Annotated in this window: 19 protein-coding genes, 1 tRNA gene and 1 riboswitch; of the genes, 13 read left to right on the top strand and 7 right to left on the bottom strand. The window is 61.5% G+C overall.

Annotated elements, in window-relative coordinates:
* Window positions 1-224: 224 nt before the first annotated feature.
* Window positions 225-1,406, top strand: a complete 1,182-nt coding sequence (locus tag IP85_RS07655; RefSeq protein ID WP_054149085.1) for a hypothetical protein — start codon at window positions 225-227, stop codon at window positions 1,404-1,406.
* A gap of 53 nt (window positions 1,407-1,459) precedes the next feature.
* Here the strand turns inward: IP85_RS07655 and ppk2 are convergent, their stop codons facing one another.
* On the bottom strand, window positions 1,460-2,341 hold the full coding sequence (gene ppk2, locus IP85_RS07650) for a polyphosphate kinase 2 (protein WP_054149084.1): 882 nt from the start codon (window positions 2,339-2,341) through the stop codon (window positions 1,460-1,462).
* Between the two features lie 204 nt (window positions 2,342-2,545).
* On the opposite strand from ppk2, the gene phoR reads away from it, so the two are divergent.
* The 7 genes from phoR (at window position 2,546) to phoB (ending at window position 10,216) form a co-directional block, all read left to right on the top strand.
* Window positions 2,546-3,802 (top strand): phosphate regulon sensor histidine kinase PhoR, encoded by a 1,257-nt coding sequence (gene phoR / locus IP85_RS07645; protein ID WP_153761344.1) that lies wholly within the window; start codon window positions 2,546-2,548, stop codon window positions 3,800-3,802.
* 186 nt (window positions 3,803-3,988) lie between these two features.
* The gene (locus tag IP85_RS07640; RefSeq protein ID WP_054149083.1) at window positions 3,989-5,044 is read left to right on the top strand and encodes a substrate-binding domain-containing protein; all 1,056 of its coding nucleotides are present in this window, start codon (window positions 3,989-3,991) and stop codon (window positions 5,042-5,044) included.
* Window positions 5,045-5,109: 65 nt separating this feature from the next.
* Complete coding sequence (gene pstC, locus IP85_RS07635; protein WP_054149082.1) at window positions 5,110-6,570, top strand: phosphate ABC transporter permease subunit PstC; 1,461 nt, start codon at window positions 5,110-5,112, stop codon at window positions 6,568-6,570.
* Entirely contained in the window at window positions 6,567-7,925 is a 1,359-nt protein-coding gene (pstA, locus tag IP85_RS07630; protein ID WP_054149081.1) for a phosphate ABC transporter permease PstA, read from the top strand. The genes pstC and pstA overlap by 4 nt, the downstream gene beginning before the upstream one ends.
* 21 nt (window positions 7,926-7,946) lie before the next feature.
* Complete coding sequence (gene pstB / locus IP85_RS07625; RefSeq protein ID WP_054149080.1) at window positions 7,947-8,747, top strand: phosphate ABC transporter ATP-binding protein PstB; 801 nt, start codon at window positions 7,947-7,949, stop codon at window positions 8,745-8,747.
* A 46-nt stretch (window positions 8,748-8,793) separates the two neighbouring features.
* The gene (gene phoU / locus IP85_RS07620) at window positions 8,794-9,507 is read left to right on the top strand and encodes a phosphate signaling complex protein PhoU (RefSeq protein ID WP_054149079.1); all 714 of its coding nucleotides are present in this window, start codon (window positions 8,794-8,796) and stop codon (window positions 9,505-9,507) included.
* 25 nt (window positions 9,508-9,532) lie between these two features.
* Entirely contained in the window at window positions 9,533-10,216 is a 684-nt protein-coding gene (gene phoB / locus IP85_RS07615; protein WP_006727960.1) for a phosphate regulon transcriptional regulator PhoB, read from the top strand.
* A gap of 127 nt (window positions 10,217-10,343) precedes the next feature.
* Here the strand turns inward: phoB and IP85_RS07610 are convergent, their stop codons facing one another.
* Window positions 10,344-10,889 (bottom strand): GcrA family cell cycle regulator, encoded by a 546-nt coding sequence (locus IP85_RS07610; RefSeq protein ID WP_054149078.1) that lies wholly within the window; start codon window positions 10,887-10,889, stop codon window positions 10,344-10,346.
* 437 nt (window positions 10,890-11,326) lie between these two features.
* Here IP85_RS07610 and IP85_RS07605 point away from each other — a divergent pair, with 437 nt between their 5' ends.
* From IP85_RS07605 to IP85_RS07595, 3 genes are all read left to right on the top strand, one after another.
* Entirely contained in the window at window positions 11,327-12,529 is a 1,203-nt protein-coding gene (locus IP85_RS07605; protein WP_054149077.1) for an aspartate aminotransferase family protein, read from the top strand.
* A 14-nt stretch (window positions 12,530-12,543) separates the two neighbouring features.
* Window positions 12,544-13,461, top strand: a complete 918-nt coding sequence (gene argF, locus IP85_RS07600) for an ornithine carbamoyltransferase (protein WP_054149076.1) — start codon at window positions 12,544-12,546, stop codon at window positions 13,459-13,461.
* Window positions 13,462-13,580: 119 nt separating this feature from the next.
* A complete protein-coding gene (locus tag IP85_RS07595) occupies window positions 13,581-14,570 on the top strand; it encodes an Hsp33 family molecular chaperone (protein ID WP_054149075.1) in 990 nt (329 codons plus the stop codon).
* A gap of 89 nt (window positions 14,571-14,659) precedes the next feature.
* Here the strand turns inward: IP85_RS07595 and IP85_RS07590 are convergent, their stop codons facing one another.
* The 3 genes from IP85_RS07590 to IP85_RS07580 form a co-directional block, all read right to left on the bottom strand.
* Entirely contained in the window at window positions 14,660-15,595 is a 936-nt protein-coding gene (locus IP85_RS07590; protein WP_054149074.1) for an MYG1 family protein, read from the bottom strand.
* Between the two features lie 79 nt (window positions 15,596-15,674).
* The gene (gene apaG / locus IP85_RS07585; protein ID WP_054149073.1) at window positions 15,675-16,067 is read right to left on the bottom strand and encodes a Co2+/Mg2+ efflux protein ApaG; all 393 of its coding nucleotides are present in this window, start codon (window positions 16,065-16,067) and stop codon (window positions 15,675-15,677) included.
* A 191-nt stretch (window positions 16,068-16,258) separates the two neighbouring features.
* Window positions 16,259-17,437, bottom strand: a complete 1,179-nt coding sequence (locus IP85_RS07580; RefSeq protein WP_054149072.1) for an O-succinylhomoserine sulfhydrylase — start codon at window positions 17,435-17,437, stop codon at window positions 16,259-16,261.
* Between the two features lie 45 nt (window positions 17,438-17,482).
* A riboswitch (SAM riboswitch) is annotated at window positions 17,483-17,561 on the bottom strand.
* A gap of 74 nt (window positions 17,562-17,635) precedes the next feature.
* Between IP85_RS07580 and IP85_RS07575 the strand changes: the two genes are divergently transcribed.
* Both IP85_RS07575 and IP85_RS07570 read left to right on the top strand, forming a co-directional pair.
* Window positions 17,636-18,733: a 2'-deoxycytidine 5'-triphosphate deaminase gene (locus IP85_RS07575; protein WP_054149071.1), complete on the top strand. Its 1,098-nt coding sequence runs from the start codon at window positions 17,636-17,638 to the stop codon at window positions 18,731-18,733.
* Window positions 18,734-18,815: 82 nt separating this feature from the next.
* A tRNA-Gly gene (locus tag IP85_RS07570) sits at window positions 18,816-18,889 on the top strand.
* A 40-nt stretch (window positions 18,890-18,929) separates the two neighbouring features.
* Here the strand turns inward: IP85_RS07570 and IP85_RS07565 are convergent.
* Both IP85_RS07565 and IP85_RS07560 read right to left on the bottom strand, forming a co-directional pair.
* Entirely contained in the window at window positions 18,930-19,451 is a 522-nt protein-coding gene (locus IP85_RS07565; RefSeq protein WP_245280829.1) for an NADPH-dependent FMN reductase, read from the bottom strand.
* A gap of 62 nt (window positions 19,452-19,513) precedes the next feature.
* On the bottom strand, window positions 19,514-21,361 hold the full coding sequence (locus tag IP85_RS07560) for a glycosyltransferase family 2 protein (RefSeq protein WP_054149070.1): 1,848 nt from the start codon (window positions 21,359-21,361) through the stop codon (window positions 19,514-19,516).
* Window positions 21,362-21,451 lie beyond the last annotated feature (90 nt).

Raw genomic sequence — 21,451 nt, 5'->3', positions numbered from 1 at the left:
GTCAAATAGCAGAACATGGACGGCGAGGAAAGCCGGTCCTATGCTCGACGGTCATGCAAGCGTCGGATCCCGGAAATGCTCACATTGCCCACGCAGCCTCATTCCTGTGTTTATTCGGCGCCATACGGGTTTTCCGGGCTTGTGCTTGAAATATCCAGAGTTTACCGAATCGAAACTATGATTGCGATGTGGCTGGGGCGATCCCCGAAGGAGTATGGCGGCCAATGAGTGGATTGGAAACGGCCATCAGGAACGCCCTGGAGCGCGCCGACCGTTCGAATGCGGAGGCCCGCGCCCGGGTCTATCAGTCTGCCCGCCAGGCGCTCGAAACGGGTCTGCGCAAGCAGAACATCGACGACCCCGAATCCATAGACTATCAGCGCCGCCGACTGGAGGCGCTCATCCATTCCATCGAGCTCGAAGAGCGCACGCGTCTGGAAGTGCGTCCCGAACCTTCGGTGCCTCACCCGGCCGCACCGGTGGCGGCGCCGTCACAGCGGGCTGCCGAGCCGACGGCACCAACGCCGCCCGATCGGCGAACCGGTCGTGTCGAGCCCGGCTTCGCCGCGGGTGATCCGCCAGTCGGCGCCCAGACAGGCTACCGCGAGCCTTCTTTCGACGAAGAGCCCGAAATCGCGGCGAGGGCGTCTGTTGACGCTCATGCCGATGATGAAGGGCCAATGCCGGACATGCGGTCCGAGCGTCCCCTGCAGGCACCGCGCCGGCGCCGCGGGATTGTGGCTCGACTGACCATCATGTCGATTTTCTTGGCGACGCTCGGGATCGGCGCATGGTGGATCTACTCCTCCGGGCTGCTGCTCACGGAGGCCGAGCGCGACACCTCGGTGCCCAATCCGCCGCCGCGCGCCGAAGCCGAAGACTTTACCGGAGCACCCGAGACGACTTCCCCGTCGGAGCCTGCCGGGCCGCAGGCGCTCGATGCACGCGGTGGCTTCTCGGATGACTGGATCGAGGTCTTTGCGCCGCAGCAGGTCTCGGCGCTTCGTCCCCGCGCCAATGCGCTCGTCGATATTGTCACGGCCAGCGACGGCAGTGCCGCCCAGATCGTCTCGCGCAGCGGTGACGAGGCTGGCGTGATCGAAGTGACCGTGCCGACGGAGGTTCTGCGTGAAATGGCAGGCCGCACCTCCACGATTGCGCTCACTGTGCAGTCGATTGATGACGAGCCTGTGCAGATCTCGGTCGAATGCGATTTCCCGCGCATGGGCGACTGTCCGCGCCACCGCTTCACGGTCAACCCGCAAAAGCTCGATACGCTGTTCCGCGTCTCCTTCGACAACGGCATGGCACCGTCCACTCCGGGCCGCCTCTTGATCAATGCGGATCTCTCAGGCAGCGGACGCGGCGTGAACCTCTACGCGATCCGCGTGCTGCCCGGCCAGTGACAGTCACGCGGGCTTGAGGCGGGGTGCGGCTGGCTCCCCCCAAAAGATAAAGGTCACTTCAGGAAGTCGGGGCCGCTGCCGATGATCTTCTTGTCGAGCTTGCCGATCTTCTCGACATCCTTGCCTTCGTAATCGAGCGACAGCAGCATGTGGCGGATGAGGTTCAACCGCGCGCGGCGCTTGTCATTGGCGTGCAACACCGTCCACGGCGCGCGCTCGGTGTGGGTTTCCTTCAACATCCGGTCGCGCTTCTTCGTGTAGTCGTCCCACTTATGGAGGGCTGCAATATCCATTGGTGAGAGCTTCCAGCACTTCAGGGGATCGTGACGACGGTCATGGAAGCGTTTGAGCTGCATTTCCTGTCCGGTATCCAGCCAGAACTTGAAGAAGCGGATGCCCTCCCGTTCGATCAGCTTCTCGAAGCGCGGCACCTGCTCGAGAAAGCTCTCGTACTGGTCGGGCGTGCAGAAGCCCATGACCGGTTCGACACCGGCGCGGTTATACCAGGAGCGGTCAAAGAGCACGAACTCGCCGGCCGTTGGAAAGTGCGAGACATAGCGCTGGAAATACCATTGACCGCGCTCGGTTTCGGTCGGCTTAGTCAAGGCGACCACGCGAGCGGAGCGGGGGTTCATATAAGAAAGTGTCGCATGGATGGCGCCGCCCTTGCCGGCGGCATCCCGGCCCTCGAACAAGGCCATGACGCGTTCGCCGGTCTTCTGCATCCAGAACTGCACCTTCACCAGCTCGATCTGCAGCTGGGTGAGTTCCTTTGCGTAGTTCTTTTCGGAGAGCTTCTTGTCATAGGGAAAGCCACCGGACTTAAGCGCCTTGTCTTCGATCCAGTCCGGCAGGTCCGGCAGTTCGATGTCGAAGACCTGCTGGGTTTCACCGACCGAGAGCGTAACTGCCCTCTTTTCCGTTTGCGCGTCCATCCTCGGCTCCCTTTGTCTTGCTCGTTTCGATGGTCTTAATTGAGCCCAAGCCGAAATGAAGTTCAAGCATCTCGGTTCCATCTTGCGGCACATCGATCGATCCGCCGGGGAAAGGGCCCGGCAAGTGATGGCACAGCAGTGTAACTTCTGTCATGAATCAGGGCTATCAGACTTGGACAATGACAGGGCGGAGAATGCGCGCGCATGCAGGATGATAGGGGTGACGGTTGGCGCAAGGATCTCCGGCGGCTGCTTTCGGCCTGGGTCTATATTCTCGCTGCCGCTGTCCTTTCGGTCAGTGCCTGGGCGACCGGTGCTGCCACCGGCTATGCGATACTGCTGTTCGTCCTGCTCTTCCTGCTCGTGGTTTTTCGGCAGCTGCCCGAGGACGACACGCCGGCTGCGCCGACGCTAACCGTTGCGGAGCCCGATCCGCCGGCTGATCCGCTTCCCCTTATCCTTGCATCGCTCGACGGCCTCGACATGCCGATCTTCGTCCTCAGTCCTGAGGCCGAGTTGATTGCCCAGAACCAGGCCGCTCAGAAGGTGTTCGGCGAGCTCGTCGTCGGCCTGCATGTCTCGACCCGTTGGCGCTCCCCCGGGATCCTCGACATGATCCGGGAGACGATCGAAACCGCTCAGCCCAACCAGATCGAGCACTCCGAGCGTCACCCTTCCGAACGAGTCTATGTGGTGCGGGTCGCGCCGATCGATGCCGACAAGGCGGCTGGCGCATCCTATTTCCTTCTGTCGTTCAAGGATATCTCGGAGCTGCGCCGTCTCGATCGCATGCGCAGCGACTTCGTTGCCAATGCCAGTCACGAATTGCGCACGCCGCTCGCATCGCTGCGCGGGTTTATCGAAACAATGCAGGGGCCGGCCCGCGACGATGCGAAGGCCAAGGACCGGTTTCTCGCCATCATGCTCGATCAGGCAAACCGCATGAGCCGCCTGGTGGACGATCTCCTGTCCCTGTCGCGGCTGGAGCTCAAGGCCCATGTCGCACCGGACCAGAGGGTGGAGCTCGCGCCGATCCTTGGCCATGTCAGGGACAGCCTCGCTCCGCTGGCAGCCGAGCTCGGCGTCGAGATCCGCCTCGATCTCCCCGAGGAGAAGATCGAAGTCTTGGGTGAGCGCGACGAGCTCGTTGAGGTCTTCGAAAACCTGATCGAAAACGCCTGCAAATACGGTCAAGACGGCGAAGTGGTCGAAGTTGCGCTCCGCCGCGATGCTGGCGGTGCGACGGAGGTCAGCGTCCGCGACCACGGTCCTGGCATTCCCGCGGAACATGTACCGCGCCTGACCGAACGATTTTACCGCGTCAATGTCGAGGACAGCCGTTCGAAAAAGGGGACCGGGCTCGGCCTTGCGATTGTCAAGCATATCCTCACGCGCCATCGGGCGCGGCTCGTGGTGAAGTCGGAATTGGGCAGTGGCAGCGTCTTCACCGTGCGCTTCTGACACATTCAGCCGAAGAAGTCGGGCCTTCTGAAAATTTCCCGTTAAATTTCAGAGGCTTGAATTGTCACAAATGTTTCATTGAACTGACATAAAAGCAAAGCCGAAGAGCCGCTAAGACGTCTCTGCCGGGCCGCGACGGACGCGATTGCGGCCACAGACACAAAAACTCATCCACGGGAGAGTATGATGAACATTCTGAAAATTTCTGTTGCGGCGCTGGTCGCCTCCGTTGCCTTCACTGGCGCGGCTGCAGCTCGTGATCAGGTCCAGGTTACCGGTTCCTCGACCGTGCTGCCGTATTCCACCATCGTTGCCGAAGCTTTCGGCGAAAACTTCTCTTTCCCGACGCCGGTCGTTGAAGGCGGCGGTTCGGGTGCTGGCCGCAAGAAGCTTTGCGAAGGCGTTGGCGCCAACACAGTTGACATCGCCAACTCGTCCTCGCGCATGTCCAAGGGTGACTACGAGCTCTGCGTATCGAACGGCGTGACCGAAATCATGGAAGTTCGCTTCGGCTATGACGGCATTGTCTTCGCTTCCGACATCAACGGTCCTGAATTCGCCTATACCCCGGCTGACATTCATGGCGCGCTCGCTGCCAAGGTTGCCAAGGACGGCGCTCTGGTCGACAACGCCAACAAGACCTGGGCTGATGTGAACTCTGCTCTGCCGGCACAGGACATCATGGTTTTTGTACCGGGCACCAAGCACGGCACGCGCGAAGTGTTTGACGAAAAGGTCATCATCGCCGGCTGCAAGGCATCGGGCGTGTATGACCTGCACCTCGCTGCTTCCACGGCTGCTGACGACAAGGCGAAGGCCTCTGAAGCCAGTAAGGCTTGCATGGCGCTGCGCACCGATGGCGTTTCTATCGACATCGACGGTGACTACACCGAGACGCTCGCCCGCGTTGACGCCAACAAGAACGGCATCGGCGTGTTCGGTCTGTCGTTCTACCAGAACAACACCGACAAGCTGCGCGTTGCTACGATGAACGGCGTTATCCCGACGACTGAAGCAATTGCAAAGGGTGAATATCCTGTTTCGCGCCCGCTGTTCTTCTACGTCAAGAAGGCTCACCTTGGCGTGATCCCAGGCCTCCAGGAATATGTCGACTTCTTCGTATCGGACGACATGGCTGGTCCTGACGGCCCGCTGGCTGCCTATGGCCTCGTGTCGGACCCAGAACTGAAGAAGACCCAGGAAATGGTTGCCGCTGGTACGCCGATGGCGCCGGTAGAGTGATCCTTATCTGACACAGGAGGGCGCCACGAGGCGCCCTCCTTCCTCTTGCGAAAACCGGATTTCCCATGAGCGTCGGCATTCTGTCCTTAATCCTACTGACATTGGCCGTGATTGGCTTTTTCTTTGGCAGGCGACGCGCGATGCAGAGCGCGAACGGCGATGCCCGGAACCTTCATTCGCTGCCGGGCTATTATGGTCAGACTGTTGCCTTGTTTACGGCAGTGCCTGCCTTCCTGCTGATGGCCATCTGGCTTGTCGCGCAGCCTTTGTGGATCGACTCGCGCATTGTCGGTCTGCTGGGTTCGCAGGTGGCATTCGACGCCACATCCACGACGCTTGCGGTCGAAGACGTGCGCCGCATCGCCGATGGCCTTGACGCCCTGCAGCAGCGATCCGGCTTGTCTGACGATGAATTGCAGAACATGCGGGCTGATTTTTCGGACGTTCGGGGGCGCCTGGCCGAGGTCGGGGTTGCTTTGGGTGCAGAAGTCCGGCCTGAAATCTTCGAGGCCGCCAAGGAATACCGCGTCATGCAGCGCTCTGGCGCAACGATGATGACGGTTGCCGTCTTGGTCCTCGCGGTGTCGGGCTTCATCTTCGCCTTCATGCGCGTTCACCGTGACTTCCGTGCCCGGAATGTGTCGGAAACCTTTGTGCGCTGGCTGTTGATCGCCTCGGCCGGCGTGGCGATCCTGACTACTTTCGGCATCGTGATGTCTCTCCTCTCAGAGAGTATCCGCTTCTTTGGACTTTATCCCATCTGGGACTTCTATTTTGGCTTGACCTGGAACCCGCAGTTCCGCGGCGGTTCCGAACTTGGTCTGATCCCGCTTCTATGGGGTACGCTCTACATTAGTTTCGTTTCGATGTGTGTAGCCGTTCCAATTGGCCTGTTCGCGGCGATTTACACGGCAGAATATGCCTCGCCGCGGGTCCGCTCAGTGGTCAAACCGGTGATTGAAGTGATCGCCGGCATCCCGACCGTCGTGTTCGGCCTGTTTGCACTGGTGACCGTCGGCCCGTTCCTGCGCGACTATTTCGCCATGCCATTTGGTCTCGGTAATTCGGGGTCCTCGGTTCTCACCGCCGGGCTCGTGATCGGCATCCTCAACATCCCCTTCATCTCGTCGCTGGCCGATGACATCATCAATTCCGTGCCGCAGTCGATGCGCGACGGGGCTCTGGGCCTGGGTTCGACGAAATCCGAGACCATCCGCAGGGTCGTGCTGCCTGCGGCCCTTCCCGGCATTGTCGGGGCTGTCCTGCTCGCCGCCAGCCGTGCAATCGGCGAAACCATGATCGTGGTCATGGGGGCAGGGGCAGCCGCCAAGCTGGACTTGAACCCCTTCCAGGCCATGACGACGATCACCGTGAAGATCGTCAGTCAGTTGACGGGCGACCTTGCCTTTGACTCGCCGGAGACGCTCGTGGCCTTCGCGCTTGGCCTAACGCTGTTCGTGATTACGCTTGGGCTCAACATCTTCGCGCTTTGGATCGTGCGCAAATACCGGGAACAATACGAATGACCGACATCATCGATCGCACTCCTTTCGCAATGCCGCAGGCCGGCAGCTCGCTCATGAGCGAGACCCCGCTGATGAAGCGTCGCAATGCCGCAGAAATTCGGTTCCGCATGTATGGTGTCGCTGCGATCGTGATCGCGCTGCTCACCCTGGCGATCATGCTGTTCACCATTATCCGTGACGGCTCTTCGGCCTTCGTTCAGGCGACGATTAGCTATCCCGTCTTGATCGACGCTGCGGTCGTGGACAAGACCGGTTTGCGCGATCCGGCGCAGATGGCTTCGGTGACGACGATCGGCTACGCGCGCATCCTGGGTGAATCTCTGGTCAAGCATCTGGCCGAAGAGGGTATTGCAGTCGAGGGCATGTCCCGAAAGGAAGTCACCGACATGATTTCCAAGGATGCTCCGGCTCGGCTGCGCGACACTGTCCTGGCCGATCCGTCACTGGTAGGCCAGACGATTACTGTGAACGTTTTCGCCACAGGCCGCGTGGATGGCTATCTCAAGGGTCGCGTGACGCGCGAAATAGCTGAACGGGATTCCAATGTGACTCCCGCGCAGCTGGACCTGGCCGACAAGCTGGTCGAAGCTGGCATCCTCGCATCGAAGTTCAACTGGAGCTTCATCACGGCGCCTGATGCGTCCGACTTGCGCCCGGAAGCCGCGGGCCTTGGCATCGCCATCATGGGTACGGCCTACATGATGTTCCTCGTGGTGATCATGTCCTTGCCTCTCGGCGTGGCTGCCGCGATCTATCTCGAGGAATTCGCGCCGCGAAACTGGTTCACCGATTTGATCGAAGTGAACATCTCGAACCTTGCTGCAGTGCCGTCGATCGTTTTCGGTATCCTTGGACTTGCGGTCTTCATCAATTTTGTGGGGCTCCCGGCATCCTCACCGATTGTCGGGGCACTGGTCATCACGTTGATGTCGCTGCCGACCATCATCATTGCGACGCGCGCCGCGATCCGCGCGGTACCGCCATCCATTCGCGATGCCGCTTTGGGCGTCGGAGCGTCGAAGATGCAGACGGTGTTCCACCATGTCCTGCCGCTGGCCGCGCCCGGCATCATGACCGGAGCGATCCTCAGCCTCGCATCTGCCGCGGGTGAAACCGGCCCGCTGCTGCTGATCGGCATGGTTGCCTACGTGGCGAACTATCCGGCGGGGCCGTTTGAAGGTGGCTTCCTCGACCCGGCCAGCGCACTCCCGGTACAGGTCTATTCCTGGGCGTCGCGTGCCGATCCGGCCTTTATCGAACGGTCCTCGGGTGCCATCATTGTTCTGCTGCTCTTCCTGCTGGTCATGAACATCCTTGCCATTGTCCTGCGCCGCCGCTTCGAGCGCCGTTGGTAAATCCCAGAAGGACACCCTCGAATGTATCACGCATCCATATTGACGGAGACTTCCGTGAACCAGCCCAAAATCAAGATCACCGCCCGTGGCGTGCAGGTGTATTACGGCGAAAAACATGCCTTGAAGGATGTCAACGTCGACATACGGGACCGCGCTGTAACGGCCTTCATCGGCCCATCGGGTTGCGGCAAGTCGACCTTCCTGCGCTGCTTGAACCGCATGAACGACACGGTGTCGATCGCCCGCGTCTCGGGTGATATCCAGATCGATGGCGAAGACATTTACGACAGCCGGGTCGATCCCGTGCAATTGCGTGCCAAGGTGGGCATGGTCTTCCAGAAGCCCAACCCCTTCCCGAAGTCGATCTATGAAAACGTGGCCTATGGGCCGCGCATCCATGGTCTCGCCGCCAAGAAGGCCGACATGGACGAAATCGTCGCGACGTCTTTGCAGAAAGCCGGCCTCTGGAACGAGGTAAAGGATCGACTGCAGGAAACCGGCACCGGTCTGTCCGGCGGCCAGCAGCAGCGTCTGTGCATCGCCCGTGCGATCGCGGTCAGCCCGGAAGTCATCCTGATGGACGAGCCCTGCTCGGCGCTCGATCCGATCGCGACCGCCAAGGTCGAGGAATTGATTCACGAACTGCGTGAAAATTTCACGATCGTCATCGTGACGCACTCCATGCAGCAGGCAGCCCGCGTCTCGCAGCGTACCGCCATGTTCCACCTCGGCGAACTGGTCGAGGAAAACGACACCGACAAGATGTTCACGAATCCGGATGACCAGCGCACCCAGGACTACATCATGGGCCGCTTCGGCTGAGCCTCCAGGTCACCCTCGGCTCACCTCAAATTCAAGGACGTTTCTCATGGGCTCCTCTCACATCTACTCTGCCTTCGACGATGAACTGAAGTTCCTGATGCGCCGCATTTCCGAAATGGGCGGTCTGGCGGAACAGATGGTCGCCGAAAGCGTGCGTGCTCTGGTCAACTCCGACGCCGCCCTCGCCCAGAAGGTGATCTCCGACGACGTGCTCATGGATGCCATGGAACGTGAGATCGGCGACAAGGCCATCGTCACGATCGCTAAGCGTCAGCCGGTCGCATCCGACCTGCGTGAGATCATCGGTGCCCTTCGCATCGCTGCCGATCTCGAGCGTGTCGGCGACCTCGGCAAGAGCAATTCCAAGCGCGTTGTGGCCATCCAGGCGACCGGCGTGCCGCGCAAACTCGCGCGTGGCCTCGAACATCTCTCCGACCTGGCACTCGCCCAGCTCAAGGAAGTGCTCGATGTCTACACGACCCGCTCGGCTGAGAAGGCGAAATCGATCCGTGACCGCGACGAAGAGATCGACGCAATCTACACCTCGCTGTTCCGGGAACTCCTGACCTACATGATGGAAGATCCGCGCAATATCACGAGCTGCACGCATCTGCTGTTCTGCGCCAAGAATATCGAGCGCATCGGCGACCATGCGACCAACATCGCGGAAACCATCTACTACATGACCACCGGCGCCCAGCCGGAAGGTGAGCGACCGAAGGAAGATCTGACGTCTTCCGTCGGCGCGATCACCGAGTGACGTTGGCCAGCGAGGTTTGTTTTTGATGCAGCCAAAGATTGCCGTGGTAGAAGACGAGGAGGCCTTGTCCGTCCTCCTACGCTATAACCTCGAAGCCGAGGGGTATGAGGTCGAGACGATTCTGCGGGGTGACGAAGCCGAGATCCGGCTTCAGGAGCGCGTGCCGGATCTGCTGATCCTGGACTGGATGCTTCCGGGCGTCTCCGGCATCGAGCTGTGCCGCCGGTTGCGTGTGCGACCCGAGACCGAGCGTCTGCCGATTATCATGCTGACGGCGCGCGGCGAGGAAAGCGAGCGCGTGCGTGGTCTGGCGACAGGTGCCGACGACTATGTCGTCAAGCCATTCTCGACCCCGGAACTGATGGCACGCGTCAAGGCCATGCTGCGGCGTGCAAAGCCCGAAGTCCTGTCCAGCGTCTTGCGCTGCGGCGACATCGAGCTCGATCGCGAGACGCATCGGGTGCATCGCAAGAGCCGCGAGGTCCGTCTCGGGCCGACCGAGTTTCGCCTTCTGGAGTTCCTGATGGCATCGCCTGGCCGGGTCTTCTCTCGCTCGCAGCTTCTCGACGGAGTCTGGGGCCATGACATCTATGTCGACGAACGTACGGTCGACGTGCATGTCGGCCGCCTGCGCAAGGCTCTCAACTTCTCCAACATGCAGGATGTCATCCGCACCGTTCGCGGTGCCGGCTATTCGATGGAAGCCTGACAAGTCGAACCCACCATGGGGCAAGGGCCGCGCGGATTGTCCGCTGCGGCCCTTTTTCGCGGGCGACAGGCGGCAACGAAAAACGGGCCCCGAGGGACCCGTTTAATACTCTAAGCTTCGCTTGATATCAGCGGGCTGCCTTGCGGCGTTCGCTCACCGGCTGATAGGCGAGCTTCGCGTGATAGGTGCAGTAGGGCGCGCTGTCAGCGATTTCGCAGCCGCAGAAGTGGAAATCGTCCTTCATCGGATCGCCGATCGGCCACTTGCAAGTGCGCTCGGTCAGTTCCGTCAGGGCGAGGCGCCGCGAAATCGGCACGACAACGTTCAGCGGGCGCCGAACTTCGACTTCCTCGTAAGCCTCGACCTCGATCTCTTCCTTCAGCATTGTCGCACCAGCTGCACGGGTCACGGTACGCGTGGTCGTGGCTGCCGCGGGGCGGTTCTGGAAGGCCGCCGGACGCTGGGTCTGCGCCGGACGTTTTGCCGGACGTGCCGCAGTCGAGCTTCCGCCTGCCTTGGCCCGACCCGGAAGGTTCAGTCGGTGCACCTTGCCGATAACGGCATTTCGGCTCACGCCACCGAGTTGTGCCGCAATCTGGCTTGCGCTGAGGCCTTCGGCCCACAGCCGTTTCAGTCTTTCGACCCTGTCGTCACTCCATTGCGCAGTTGTCATGCCACTTCTCTCCGCCGCTCGCGTCTGTCATGGCAGAATCCGTCACCCCTGCTTCGAACGAATTCGAAACATAACCGCCTCGTTACTGTCGGTGAGCACTTCCGCCGCATGCAATCTATTAATGAAATTTAACCTAGTGGCACGCTGACTCCGTGACAAGAGTCGGGGGAATCATCTGGAATCGATTTTCCGGTTTTCCCCAACTTGCTTCCCGAGTGAGTCAAGTATGCAACAGGTGGAATCTTGTCGCGCACGCTTCTGGCGCGAGCCGGCCAAATCGGCGCCTACTCCTGCGATTCCTATGGAATTCGTTGACATTGCAGGGTGAAATGCCGATAGTGCCCGCGCCGCCGCAAGGCGGCATTTTTAATTGTTTCGAGGCCTGCAAAGGGCCGCGCCGTCCCTTGGGCGGATCGTCGAGAAGGAACGTGAAAGCCATGGCCGAAGCTACGCCGCTCTATCAGACCTATAATCGGGCGCCGCTGCGTTTCGAGCGAGGCGAGGGCGTCTGGCTCGTGACGGAAAGTGGTGAGCGTTATCTCGATTTCGCCGCCGGCGTTGCCGTCACCTCGGTCGGCCATGGTCATCCCCATGTCGTCGGCGCCCTCAAAGATCAGGCCGACAAGGTCTGGCACCTCTCCAATCTCTACGAGGTGCCGGGGCAGGAAGTGCTGGCCAAGCGCCTGACCGATGTGACCTTTGCCGACCGCGTGTTCTTTACCAATTCCGGCGCCGAAGCGCTTGAATGCGCGATCAAGACGGCGCGCCGCTATCACTTCGCCAAGGGGCACCCGGAGAAGTTCCACATCATCACGATGGAAGGCGCCTTCCATGGCCGTACCATCGCGACGATCGCAGCGGGTGGCCAGGAGAAGTATCTGGAGGGCTTCGGCCCCAAGGCGCCCGGCTTCGACCAGGTGCCTTTTGGTGACATGGAAGCCGTCAAGGCGGCAATCACAGACGCGACCGCTGCAATCCTGGTTGAACCTGTGCAGGGCGAGGGCGGTATTCGTCCGATCCCGGTGGAGATGCTACGCGCCTTGCGCGACCTCTGCGACGAGCACGGCCTGCTGTTGATCCTCGACGAAGTGCAGTGCGGTGTTGGTCGCACGGGCAAGCTTTTTGCCCATGAATGGGCCGGCATAACGCCAGACCTCATGGCGGTCGCCAAGGGCATCGGCGGCGGCTTCCCGCTCGGCGCTTGCCTGGCAACCGAAGAGGCCGCCTACGGCATGAAACCCGGAACGCATGGCTCGACCTATGGCGGCAACCCGCTTGGTATGGCGGTCGGCAATGCTGTTCTCGACGTCGTGCTCGGCGACGGTTTCCTCGACAATGTTCGCGACACAGCGCTCGTCTTCCGCCAGGGTCTCGCCTCGCTGAAGGATCGTTACCCAGATGTGATCGAGGAAGTGCGCGGCGAAGGCCTGATGCTCGGCATCAAGGCCAAGATCCCGAACACCGAACTCTTGTTGGCAATGCGCGACGAGCATCTGCTCGGCGTTCCCGCCGGCGACAATGTTATCCGTCTCCTGCCGCCGCTGACGGTGACCGCCGAAGAAGCTCGTGACGGTCTCGCCCGTATCGAACACGCTGCGGAGCACATCCGCGCCAAGGCCGCAGTCCAAGCATCTGCCTAAGACAGGACCCATTCATGGCATCTCCGAAGCATTTTCTCGATCTCTCCGCCATGACGGCCGGGGACCTGCGCGGCATTCTTGAGGACGCGAAGACCCGCAAGCAGGCGACCAAGGCCGGCACTGCTGACAAGCCGCTCGCCGGCAAGATGCTGGCAATGATTTTTGAGAAGCCGTCCACCCGCACGCGTGTTTCCTTCGATGTCGGCATGCGTCAGCTCGGTGGCGAGACCTTGTTCCTGTCGGGCACGGAAATGCAGCTCGGTCGCGCTGAGACCATTGGCGACACCGCCAAGGTTTTGTCGCGCTATGTCGATGCGATCATGATCCGTACCACTGACCATACCCGTCTCCTGGAGATGGCCGAGCATGCGACGGTTCCGGTCATCAACGCCCTGACGGATCTCACCCACCCCTGCCAGATCATGGCGGACATCATGACCATCGAGGAGCATCGTGGCCCCGTGACGGGCAAGACGCTCGCCTGGACCGGCGACGGCAACAATGTCCTGCATTCGCTGGTCGAAGGTGCGGCCCGTTTCGGCTACCGGATGAACATGGCCGTACCGCTCGGCTCTGAGCCCGATGACAAGATCCTCAACTGGGCCCGCAACAACGGCGGCGAGATCATGCTGTGCCATGATGCCGATCGTGCGGTCGCCGGCGTTGACGCCGTGATCACTGATACCTGGGTGTCGATGAACCAGGAGCACAAGGCACGTGGCCATAACGTCTTCCAGCCTTTCCAGGTCAATGCGGAACTGATGAAGAAGGCGAAGGAGGAGGCCCTCTTCCTGCACTGCCTGCCGGCCCATCGCGGCGAAGAAGTCACCGACGAGGTGATCGATGGCGCGCAGTCGGTGGTCTTCGACGAGGCCGAGAACCGCCTGCATGCGCAGAAGTCGATCCTTGCCTGGTGCCTCGGCGCGATCTGAGGCCGGGCAGGGGCTTTGGCGCCCGACTTGACCTTTGGCACGGGTGATCCCATCTGTGCCGTTTCTGATCGGGCCGCTCGGGCCCAGCGTTTGGCGCTTCAAGTGCCGGGAGTACATTCATGTCGATGAGACAAGCAGAACTCGGCGAATTCGGTTTCGCCGGTGACGATCGTGTGGTTCCCTTCCAGGTGGAGGGCCTCGACGTGCGCGGCCGCGCGGTCCAGCTCGGCCCGCTGATCAATTCCATTCTCGACCGTCACGCCTATCCGGCGCCGGTCGCGCGGCTTCTCGCCGAAGCCATAGTCTTGACGGTGTTGATCGGCACATCGCTGAAGTTCGAGGGCAAGTTCACGGTCCAGACCAAGGGCGATGGCCCGGTCGATCTGCTGGTTGCCGATTTCAGCTCGCCTGAAAACGTGCGCGCCTATGCCCGCTTCGACGAGCAGGCAGTGGCCGATGCAGTCGCGGCCGGTCGTGCTTCGCCCGAGGAGCTCCTCGGCGAAGGCGTGCTTGCCTTTACCATTGATCAGGGCTCCTTCATGCAGCCTTATCAGGGTATCGTGCCGCTCGACGGAACGTCGCTGGAAGACATTGCCGGCGTCTACTTCCGCCAGTCGGAACAGATCCCGACACGCGTACGCCTGGGAGCCGCCGAACTCTTCGATCGGGATGCAGACGGCAAGCCACGTCGCACATGGCGGGCAGGTGGTCTCATCGCCCAGTTCCTGCCGGATGCGCCGGAGCGGATGCGCCAGCCGGATCTGCATGGTGGAGACGGCGACGACCGGGATGCCGATTTGCACGGCGACGATGCCTGGGATGAAGCCCGCATGCTGGTCGAGACGATCCATGCCGACGAACTGACCGATCCGCAGGTGGGTATCGAACGGCTGCTGTTCCGCCTCTTTCACGAGCGGGGTGTGCGGGCTTACGAGCCACAGGCGGTTTACGACCGCTGCAGTTGCTCGCGCGAGCGCCTGAAGGGGGTTCTCCAGGGCTTCTCCGCTGAAGAGATCGAGGCGAGCACCGAAGACGGCACGATCACTGTGACCTGCGAATTCTGCTCGACCAACTATGATTTCGAGCCGGGAGAGCTGACGCCGGCTTGATCCAGTGAAGCGCTGAATATGAGAAGGCCGGAGTGATCCGGCCGTTTCTTTGTGGAGAGCGTAGCGGGCGCCGATAAGGCCCACGCTTCTTATGATGCCGGGCGATCGCCGATTACCTGCTCGACCGCGATTTCCGCCATGTCGAGGATCGCGTTACGCGAATTTGCCGCCGCGATGAAGCGGCCGTTGTGACAGAAGGTGGCACCCTTCACACCGCAGACGGCCTCCAGATCGCCATTGCTCAAACCTGCCCAGGCAGCGGGCAGGTCCGCGCGCTGCTCGAAACTGCCTTCCGCCTTGCGGATCCCGGTAATGCACCAGTCCTTGTCGCGCGGGTGAATGACGAAGAGCAGATGGTCGGCGCCTGCCTTGACGATGGCCGGGCGGAACGGCATGCCCATCGGCAATTCCAGGACGCGACCTTCGCCTGTCGCTGCGATCGCTTCCAGCACCATGGTCTCTGCACGCAGCTTGGCCGCCCGCTGGCCGATGGCGGCTTCGACGATCATCCGTGCAATCGAAAGGGCGGACTGGAAGCCGCGATCGTCGGCGCCGGGCTCCTTGTTGTCGAAAACGGGCTTCAGCGTTTCGAGGAGGCTCGGCAGGGTGAGATCGGCCAGTGGTCCGGCCGTTGCCGGGCTGATCGCGCCATTGTCCATCAGGTCGACCGGCAGCACGAACTTCGCATCGAAGCCCTGGTGGATCGCCTCGATATGATCGGCCGGCAGACCCATGGCCGCAAGATAGGCGCGCCCATAATGCTTCCAGATGAGCCCGAAGGAGCTGTAGGGCTGACCGTCGTCGCGAAGCGGTGCGCCGCGCTGATGATGGTCGAAGATCTGCGCTTCGGCGTCATAGGCGCCGCCAACATCGTAGATGATCCGGTCGGATGCCGGAGTGATCCAGTCTGGCGCGCGGCTGCGCACGATCTGTGCGTCTGGGTAAAGCCGCGAGAGGATGACTGACGACAGCAGTTCGTCGGCATGGAAGCCGCCACTATGGGTGACGAGATGGGTAATGCTCATGCCTGTTTGGCCCTCTGGATGGCGTCGGGATCGATGCCTTCAGATAGCGGTTGGTGCCAGTCAACTCAACTGGCAATCGTCAATTGAGGGTGCGGACCATGCCTGGGCTGTCGAGGGAAAATGCCGGGATCTCGACGTCAAAGGCCTCTCCGTCGTCGGTTTCCATGCGGTAGGTGCCGTACATCATGCCGGAGGGCGTATCGAGTGGGCAGCCGGACGAGTATTCGTAGGTATCGCCAGGATTAAGGCGCGGCTGTTCGCCAACAACGCCCGGGCCGCTGACTTCGTCAACCTGACCGTTCTGGTCGGTAATGTGCCAGTAACGATGGGTCAGCCGCACGGGTTTTCCCGAGCGATTGGAGATCACGATCCGGTAGGCCCAGACATAGCGGCTGTCATCGGGGTCCGACTGTTCCTCGAGATAGTAAGGTTCGACCAGAACCTCTATGTCCCGTGTCAGCGCGCGATACATGCCTGGACCCTGAGAAAGCTTGTCATCAACAGTGATAGAGATGGCGCTCATTGTGGCGGCAGCAAGGGCGACACACAAACACCATGCCTTTTGAAGGGATAACGACGCAACTGCTTACGTCAAGGCCAATGCTCCAGCCGCAACGCCTGTCGCGGCTGAAATATTTGCGTGCATGATCGCGGGCGTTGCGTTCAGACTGCCTTGAGTGCCCGTGCGAAGTCGTCCAGCAGGTCCTGCGTATCCTCGATCCCGCAGGAGAAGCGAACCGTACCCCCCGAAATTCCGAGCTCTGCCCGGGCCTCGTCGGAAAGGTTCTTGTGCGTCGTCGTCGCCGGATGGGTGATCAGGCTCTTGGCATCGCCGAGATTGTTGGAAATCTTGACGATCTCCATGGCATTCTGCAGCTTGAAGGCAGCTTCCTTCCCACCCTTCAGCTCGAAGCAGACCAGCGTCGAGCCGCCCGTCATCTGCTTGGCGATGATGTCGGCCTGGGGGTGGTCCTTGCGACCGGGATAGATGACCTTGGCAACGGCACTCTGGTCCGCCAGGAAATCGGCAACCGCAGCAGCACTCGTGGTCTGCTGCTTCACCCGCAACGGCAGCGTCTCCATGCCCTTGAGCAGCGTCCAGGCGTTGAACGGTGACATGGCAGGGCCTGTATGGCGGAAATAGTCGTGCAGGTTCTCGTTGATCCATTCCTTCGACGACAAGACGACGCCACCAAGGCAGCGGCCCTGACCGTCGATATGCTTGGTCGCCGAATAGACGACGACATGCGCGCCGAGTTCCAGCGGCTTCTGGAAGAGGGGGGTCGCAAAGACGTTGTCGACGATCAGCTTCGCGCCGATCTGATCGGCGAGCTTGGCAACGCCTGCGACGTCGATCACTTCGAGCGTCGGATTGGTCGGGCTTTCGAGGAACATTACCTTGGTGTTTGGACGGATCGCCGCTTCCCAATTTGCAAGGTCGCGACCATCGACCAGGGTGCACTCGACGCCGTAGCGCGGCGCCAGCGTCTCGACGACATAGCGGCAGGAGCCGAACAGGGCGCGTGCGGCCACGATATGGTCGCCGGCCTTGACCTGGCAGAGCACGGCAGCAGCAACGGCCGCCATACCCGACGCCATCGCACGCGCATCCTCGGCGCCTTCCATCATGCACATGCGCTTTTCGAACATGTCATTGGTCGGGCTGCCATAGCGGGCGTAGATATAGCCGTCGTTCTCGCCCTTGAAGCGGGCTTCTGCCGCTTCCGAGCTTTCATAGACAAAGCCCTGGGTGAGGAAGATCGCTTCAGACGTCTCGCCATAAGGAGAGCGCAGCGTGCCGCCATGGACGAGGGTGGTGGCCGGGCGCCAGTTCTTGCTCATGCACGTGCCTTTCGAACACAAAAAAACCGGTCGCGTGAACGGACCGGTTTCGTAAACCCGGTCTATTTAGCCACTTGTTTAACGTGGCTGCAAGCCGACCGGCCAAATCACCACGGGATAAGGCAGCAATTACGCCTTCGCGGGCCTTGCGTCAATTGGTGGGCTTTGGTTTTGTCGAGCCCAAACAGGATAGAGAAAATGACCAGTAAACCCGGCATTCTGGCGGACCGCGCCATCGGCGCCTTGTTCGGCCAGGGACAGCTGATCAGCGAAGCCATGCTCGACCACGACCAGATCCAGCCGGCAAGCCTGGACTTGAGGCTCGGCGGCAAGGCGATCCGGGTGCGCGCCAGCTTCATGCCGGGCAGGGGCCATACGGTTGCCGAGAAGCTGGAACGCCTGACCTTGCACGAGATCGATCTCGAAAACGGGGCGGTGCTCGAAACCGGCTGCGTCTACATTGTGCCCCTGATGGAAAGCCTCGACCTGCCGGCGGCGATCTCGGCTTCCGCCAATCCGAAGAGCTCGACCGGCCGCCTCGACATCTTCACCCGGGTGATGGTCGATTACGCCCAGGAATTCGACAAGGTGCCGGCGGGCTACAAGGGTCAGCTCTATCTCGAAATCTCGCCGCGCACCTTCCCGATCATCGTACGCCGCGGTTCGCGCCTCTCGCAGATACGTTTCCGCATCGGCCATGCGCTGCTCGGCGAGGCCGAACTCTTCGACCTGCACAAGGCCGAGACGCTGGTGGCGAGCGACATGCCGAATGTCTCGGGCGGTGGCATTGCGCTGTCGATCGATCTGAAGGGATCGGGGCCGCAAGGCCTGATCGGCTATCGCGGCAAGCACCACACCTCGGTCATCGATGTTGATCTCAAAGGCGCCCACGAGGTGCTGGATTTCTGGGAGCCACTCTACAGCCGCGGCCGCGACGAACTGATCCTCGATCCGGACGAGTTTTACATCCTGGTCTCGAACGAGGCCGTGCATGTGCCGCCGCTCTATGCCGCCGAAATGACACCCTACGACCCCTTGGTCGGCGAGTTCCGCGTGCATTACGCCGGCTTCTTTGATCCGGGCTTCGGCCATGCGCCGGCCGGCGGCTCAGGCAGTCGCGCGGTTCTGGAAGTCCGCAGCCACGAAGTGCCCTTCATCCTCGAGCACGGCCAGGTCATCGGCCGCCTGGTCTACGAGCATATGCAGGAGCGCCCGGAAGGGCTCTACGGCACCGGGCTCGGCTCCAACTATCAGGCGCAGGGGTTGAAGCTGTCGAAACACTTCCGTTTGCCCTGACGAAAGAGGGGCGTCGCCGCGCCCCTTTGTATTCCATTCGGCTTGACACTGCGGCCGAACTGTTGGATTCGTCAGACCGCGCGCGGGTGTAGCTCAATGGTAGAGCAGCAGCTTCCCAAGCTGAATACGAGGGTTCGATTCCCTTCACCCGCTCCAGTCTCTTCTCGCTAATTCCCCGCAAACCGCGTAAACGCTGCTAGCAGGTCGCCGAGCCGCTTGGCGGTCGCTTCGTCCGTAATTTGCCCTCGGCGTCAAACAGCGTATGCGCCCGCGATACCATCAACCGTTTCTCTGAAAACGTCCGGCAGCCGAGCGTGTGCAGCACCGGGAGCCAGGCATTCTGGCTGAGCAGCGTGCCGAAATTGACAGGCGACGCGCCGACGAGGGCGAAGGGCTTGTTGCCGAAGACTCGAGCCATGTCGGACGACGGGCGCGAGAGCCAGTCGATGGCATTCTTGAAGGCGCCGGGGATGCCGTTGTTGTATTCGGGCGTAAACAGGATCACGCCGCCGGCGGCGATGATCTTTTGCTTGAGCGCGGTGACAGCAGCCGGGATGCCCTCGGCGTCCTCGAGGTCACCGTCATAAAGCGGTATGCCGTGAATGCCGGCTGTATCCATCCGGTAACCGTCTGCCGGCAAGGCTGCGGCAGCTTGCATCAGAGCCGTGTTGAGCGAGCCCTTGCGCAGGCTTCCCGAAATGCCGAGCAGTGTCACCATGTTCGTCGTCTCCCGATCGGATTTGTTGCTTCAACACTATGGTGCCGATGGCGTCCGAGCAATCACTCGGACGCCGGCAAAATGGCTCGACTGGGGCGATGCGGTGTCTTGTTCCAGTGAAAAGGCTTCAGCCTGAGTTCGATCACGGCCTTCCAGGCCGCCAGCGACACGGCCATCCAGTAGACCGGGATCATTGCCCATTTCCAGCCGACGCCCTCCTTCTCGCCCTTGCTCATCGGGGTCGCGCCGAGCACGAAGAAGATCGCGTAGCTTCCGAGGATGTTGAATATGTCCATGGCGAGCAAGATCGTCGTGAAGAGGCTCGGCTGGGCAACCGGGACCTGCATCAGGGAGACCGCAAGCAGCGTCAGGAAGACGATCAGGCCGGGATGGCTGAGCGCTGCAATCAGCATGCCGCCGACCAGGAGCTGAAAGACGAGAAAGGACAGAAATCCCATGTCGCGCGCGGTTCGCAAGGGCTGGCGCATCAGCACCAGCCAGGTCTGCAGCCATCCCTTGTACCAGCGGGTCCGCTGCGCAAGCCAGATCCGGAAATCGGTCGGCGCATCCTCGTAGGTTGGCAGCGTCAGGGTCGATGATCGATACCCCATTCTGTAGAGACGCATGCCGAGATCTGCATCTTCGGTGACATTGTAGGGATCCCAGCCGCCGCTGGCTCTGAGGAGGGCGGTCTTGAAATGGTTGGAGGTGCCGCCGAGTGGCAGTGGCATGCGGTAGTAGCCGAGGGCTGGCAGTAGTCTGCGGAACAGCGCCGAATATTCGAGCGCGAAAATGGCGCTGATCCAGCTTTCGCCGGCATTGCCGATCACGAGCGGCGCCTGCAGGCAGGCGAGATCCGGCGGACCGAGCCGGAAGGCGTGATAGGCTTCCCTCAACTGCTGCGGATGTGGCCGATCCTCGGCATCGTAGATGGTGAGGAACTCCCCGCGTGCGCCGGCCAGAGCATAGGTGAGTGCCTTGGGCTTGGTGCGCGGCGCCATGGCCGGCACGGCCACCACCTCGACATGAGGGCCGGGATTGGATCGACGGATCGCCTCGATCGTCTCGTGATCATCGGCCTCGCAGACCAGCTTGACGTCCAGGAGACTGCGCGGCCATTCGAGCTCGTCGAGGGCTGCGAGTAGTTGCGGCACGACATCGGCCTCCCGATAAAGCGCCACCATGACGGTGTAGACAGGCAGAACATCGCTGCCATGCTCGAGCTTTGCTTCGCAGACCCGGGGGCGTCGCCCATGCGAGACGGCGGCCATGCGCAGCAGGAGAGCAGCCGTATGAAAGAGCGAAAGTGTGAGGTGACTGATGACGGCGGCGAGCATCGGCGCCATGATCGAAAAAAGACAGATCAGACAGAGCCCGGCCCCGGCCACGAAGCCTTGGTCACCGGTCACCACGAGCCGCGCCGAAAGAGGCTGGAGCGTATCGAACAGACCGCGCACGGCCTGGCCTACGCGTCTGTTTTCCCCCACCTTCCAGCTGGCACGCCGGATGGCAGTCGGCGTCGTCACGACCAGGGTGCCGGCGCCCGGTCCGTTCCGACCGAAGCGTTTTGCGAGGCCCTCCATGTTGAGAATGTGTGGGGCAATCGCCACGATCGGCGGCCGGTCGCTATAGTGCAGCCGCAGCATACGCGGCTCCGCGAGCTGGGTGTCGCTGTAAGCATGGTCCACAAGCAGCGAAGGGTCGATCTCCGGCAGGAAGGGCAGGCCATACATCCGCGCCAGACCCGCAAAATAGGCCTCTTCCTCGATGGTGCCGCTGGCGAGCAGTTCGGCCTCGACAGAGGTCCCGTTGACAGCGGCGCGCTTCGCCATCCGGGCAATCATCGGTTTGGAAATGCCGAGCACGTGCAGCAATCGGGCTTCGCATTTCAGCCGGCTCAGACTCTCCATATCGGCTGCGCTTACCGCGCTCCGCTGCTCTTGCCCCCGCGTTGATCCTGGGCGCGCGGCGACCATCCGCGGGCCATATTCCCTCGTCCA

Origin of the sequence: Rhizobium sp. AAP116 (genome assembly GCF_001295785.1) — a bacterium.
In the GTDB taxonomy this organism is placed as follows: Bacteria; Pseudomonadota; Alphaproteobacteria; order Rhizobiales; family Rhizobiaceae; genus Allorhizobium.
This window is presented reverse-complemented; position numbering and strand designations above follow the sequence as displayed.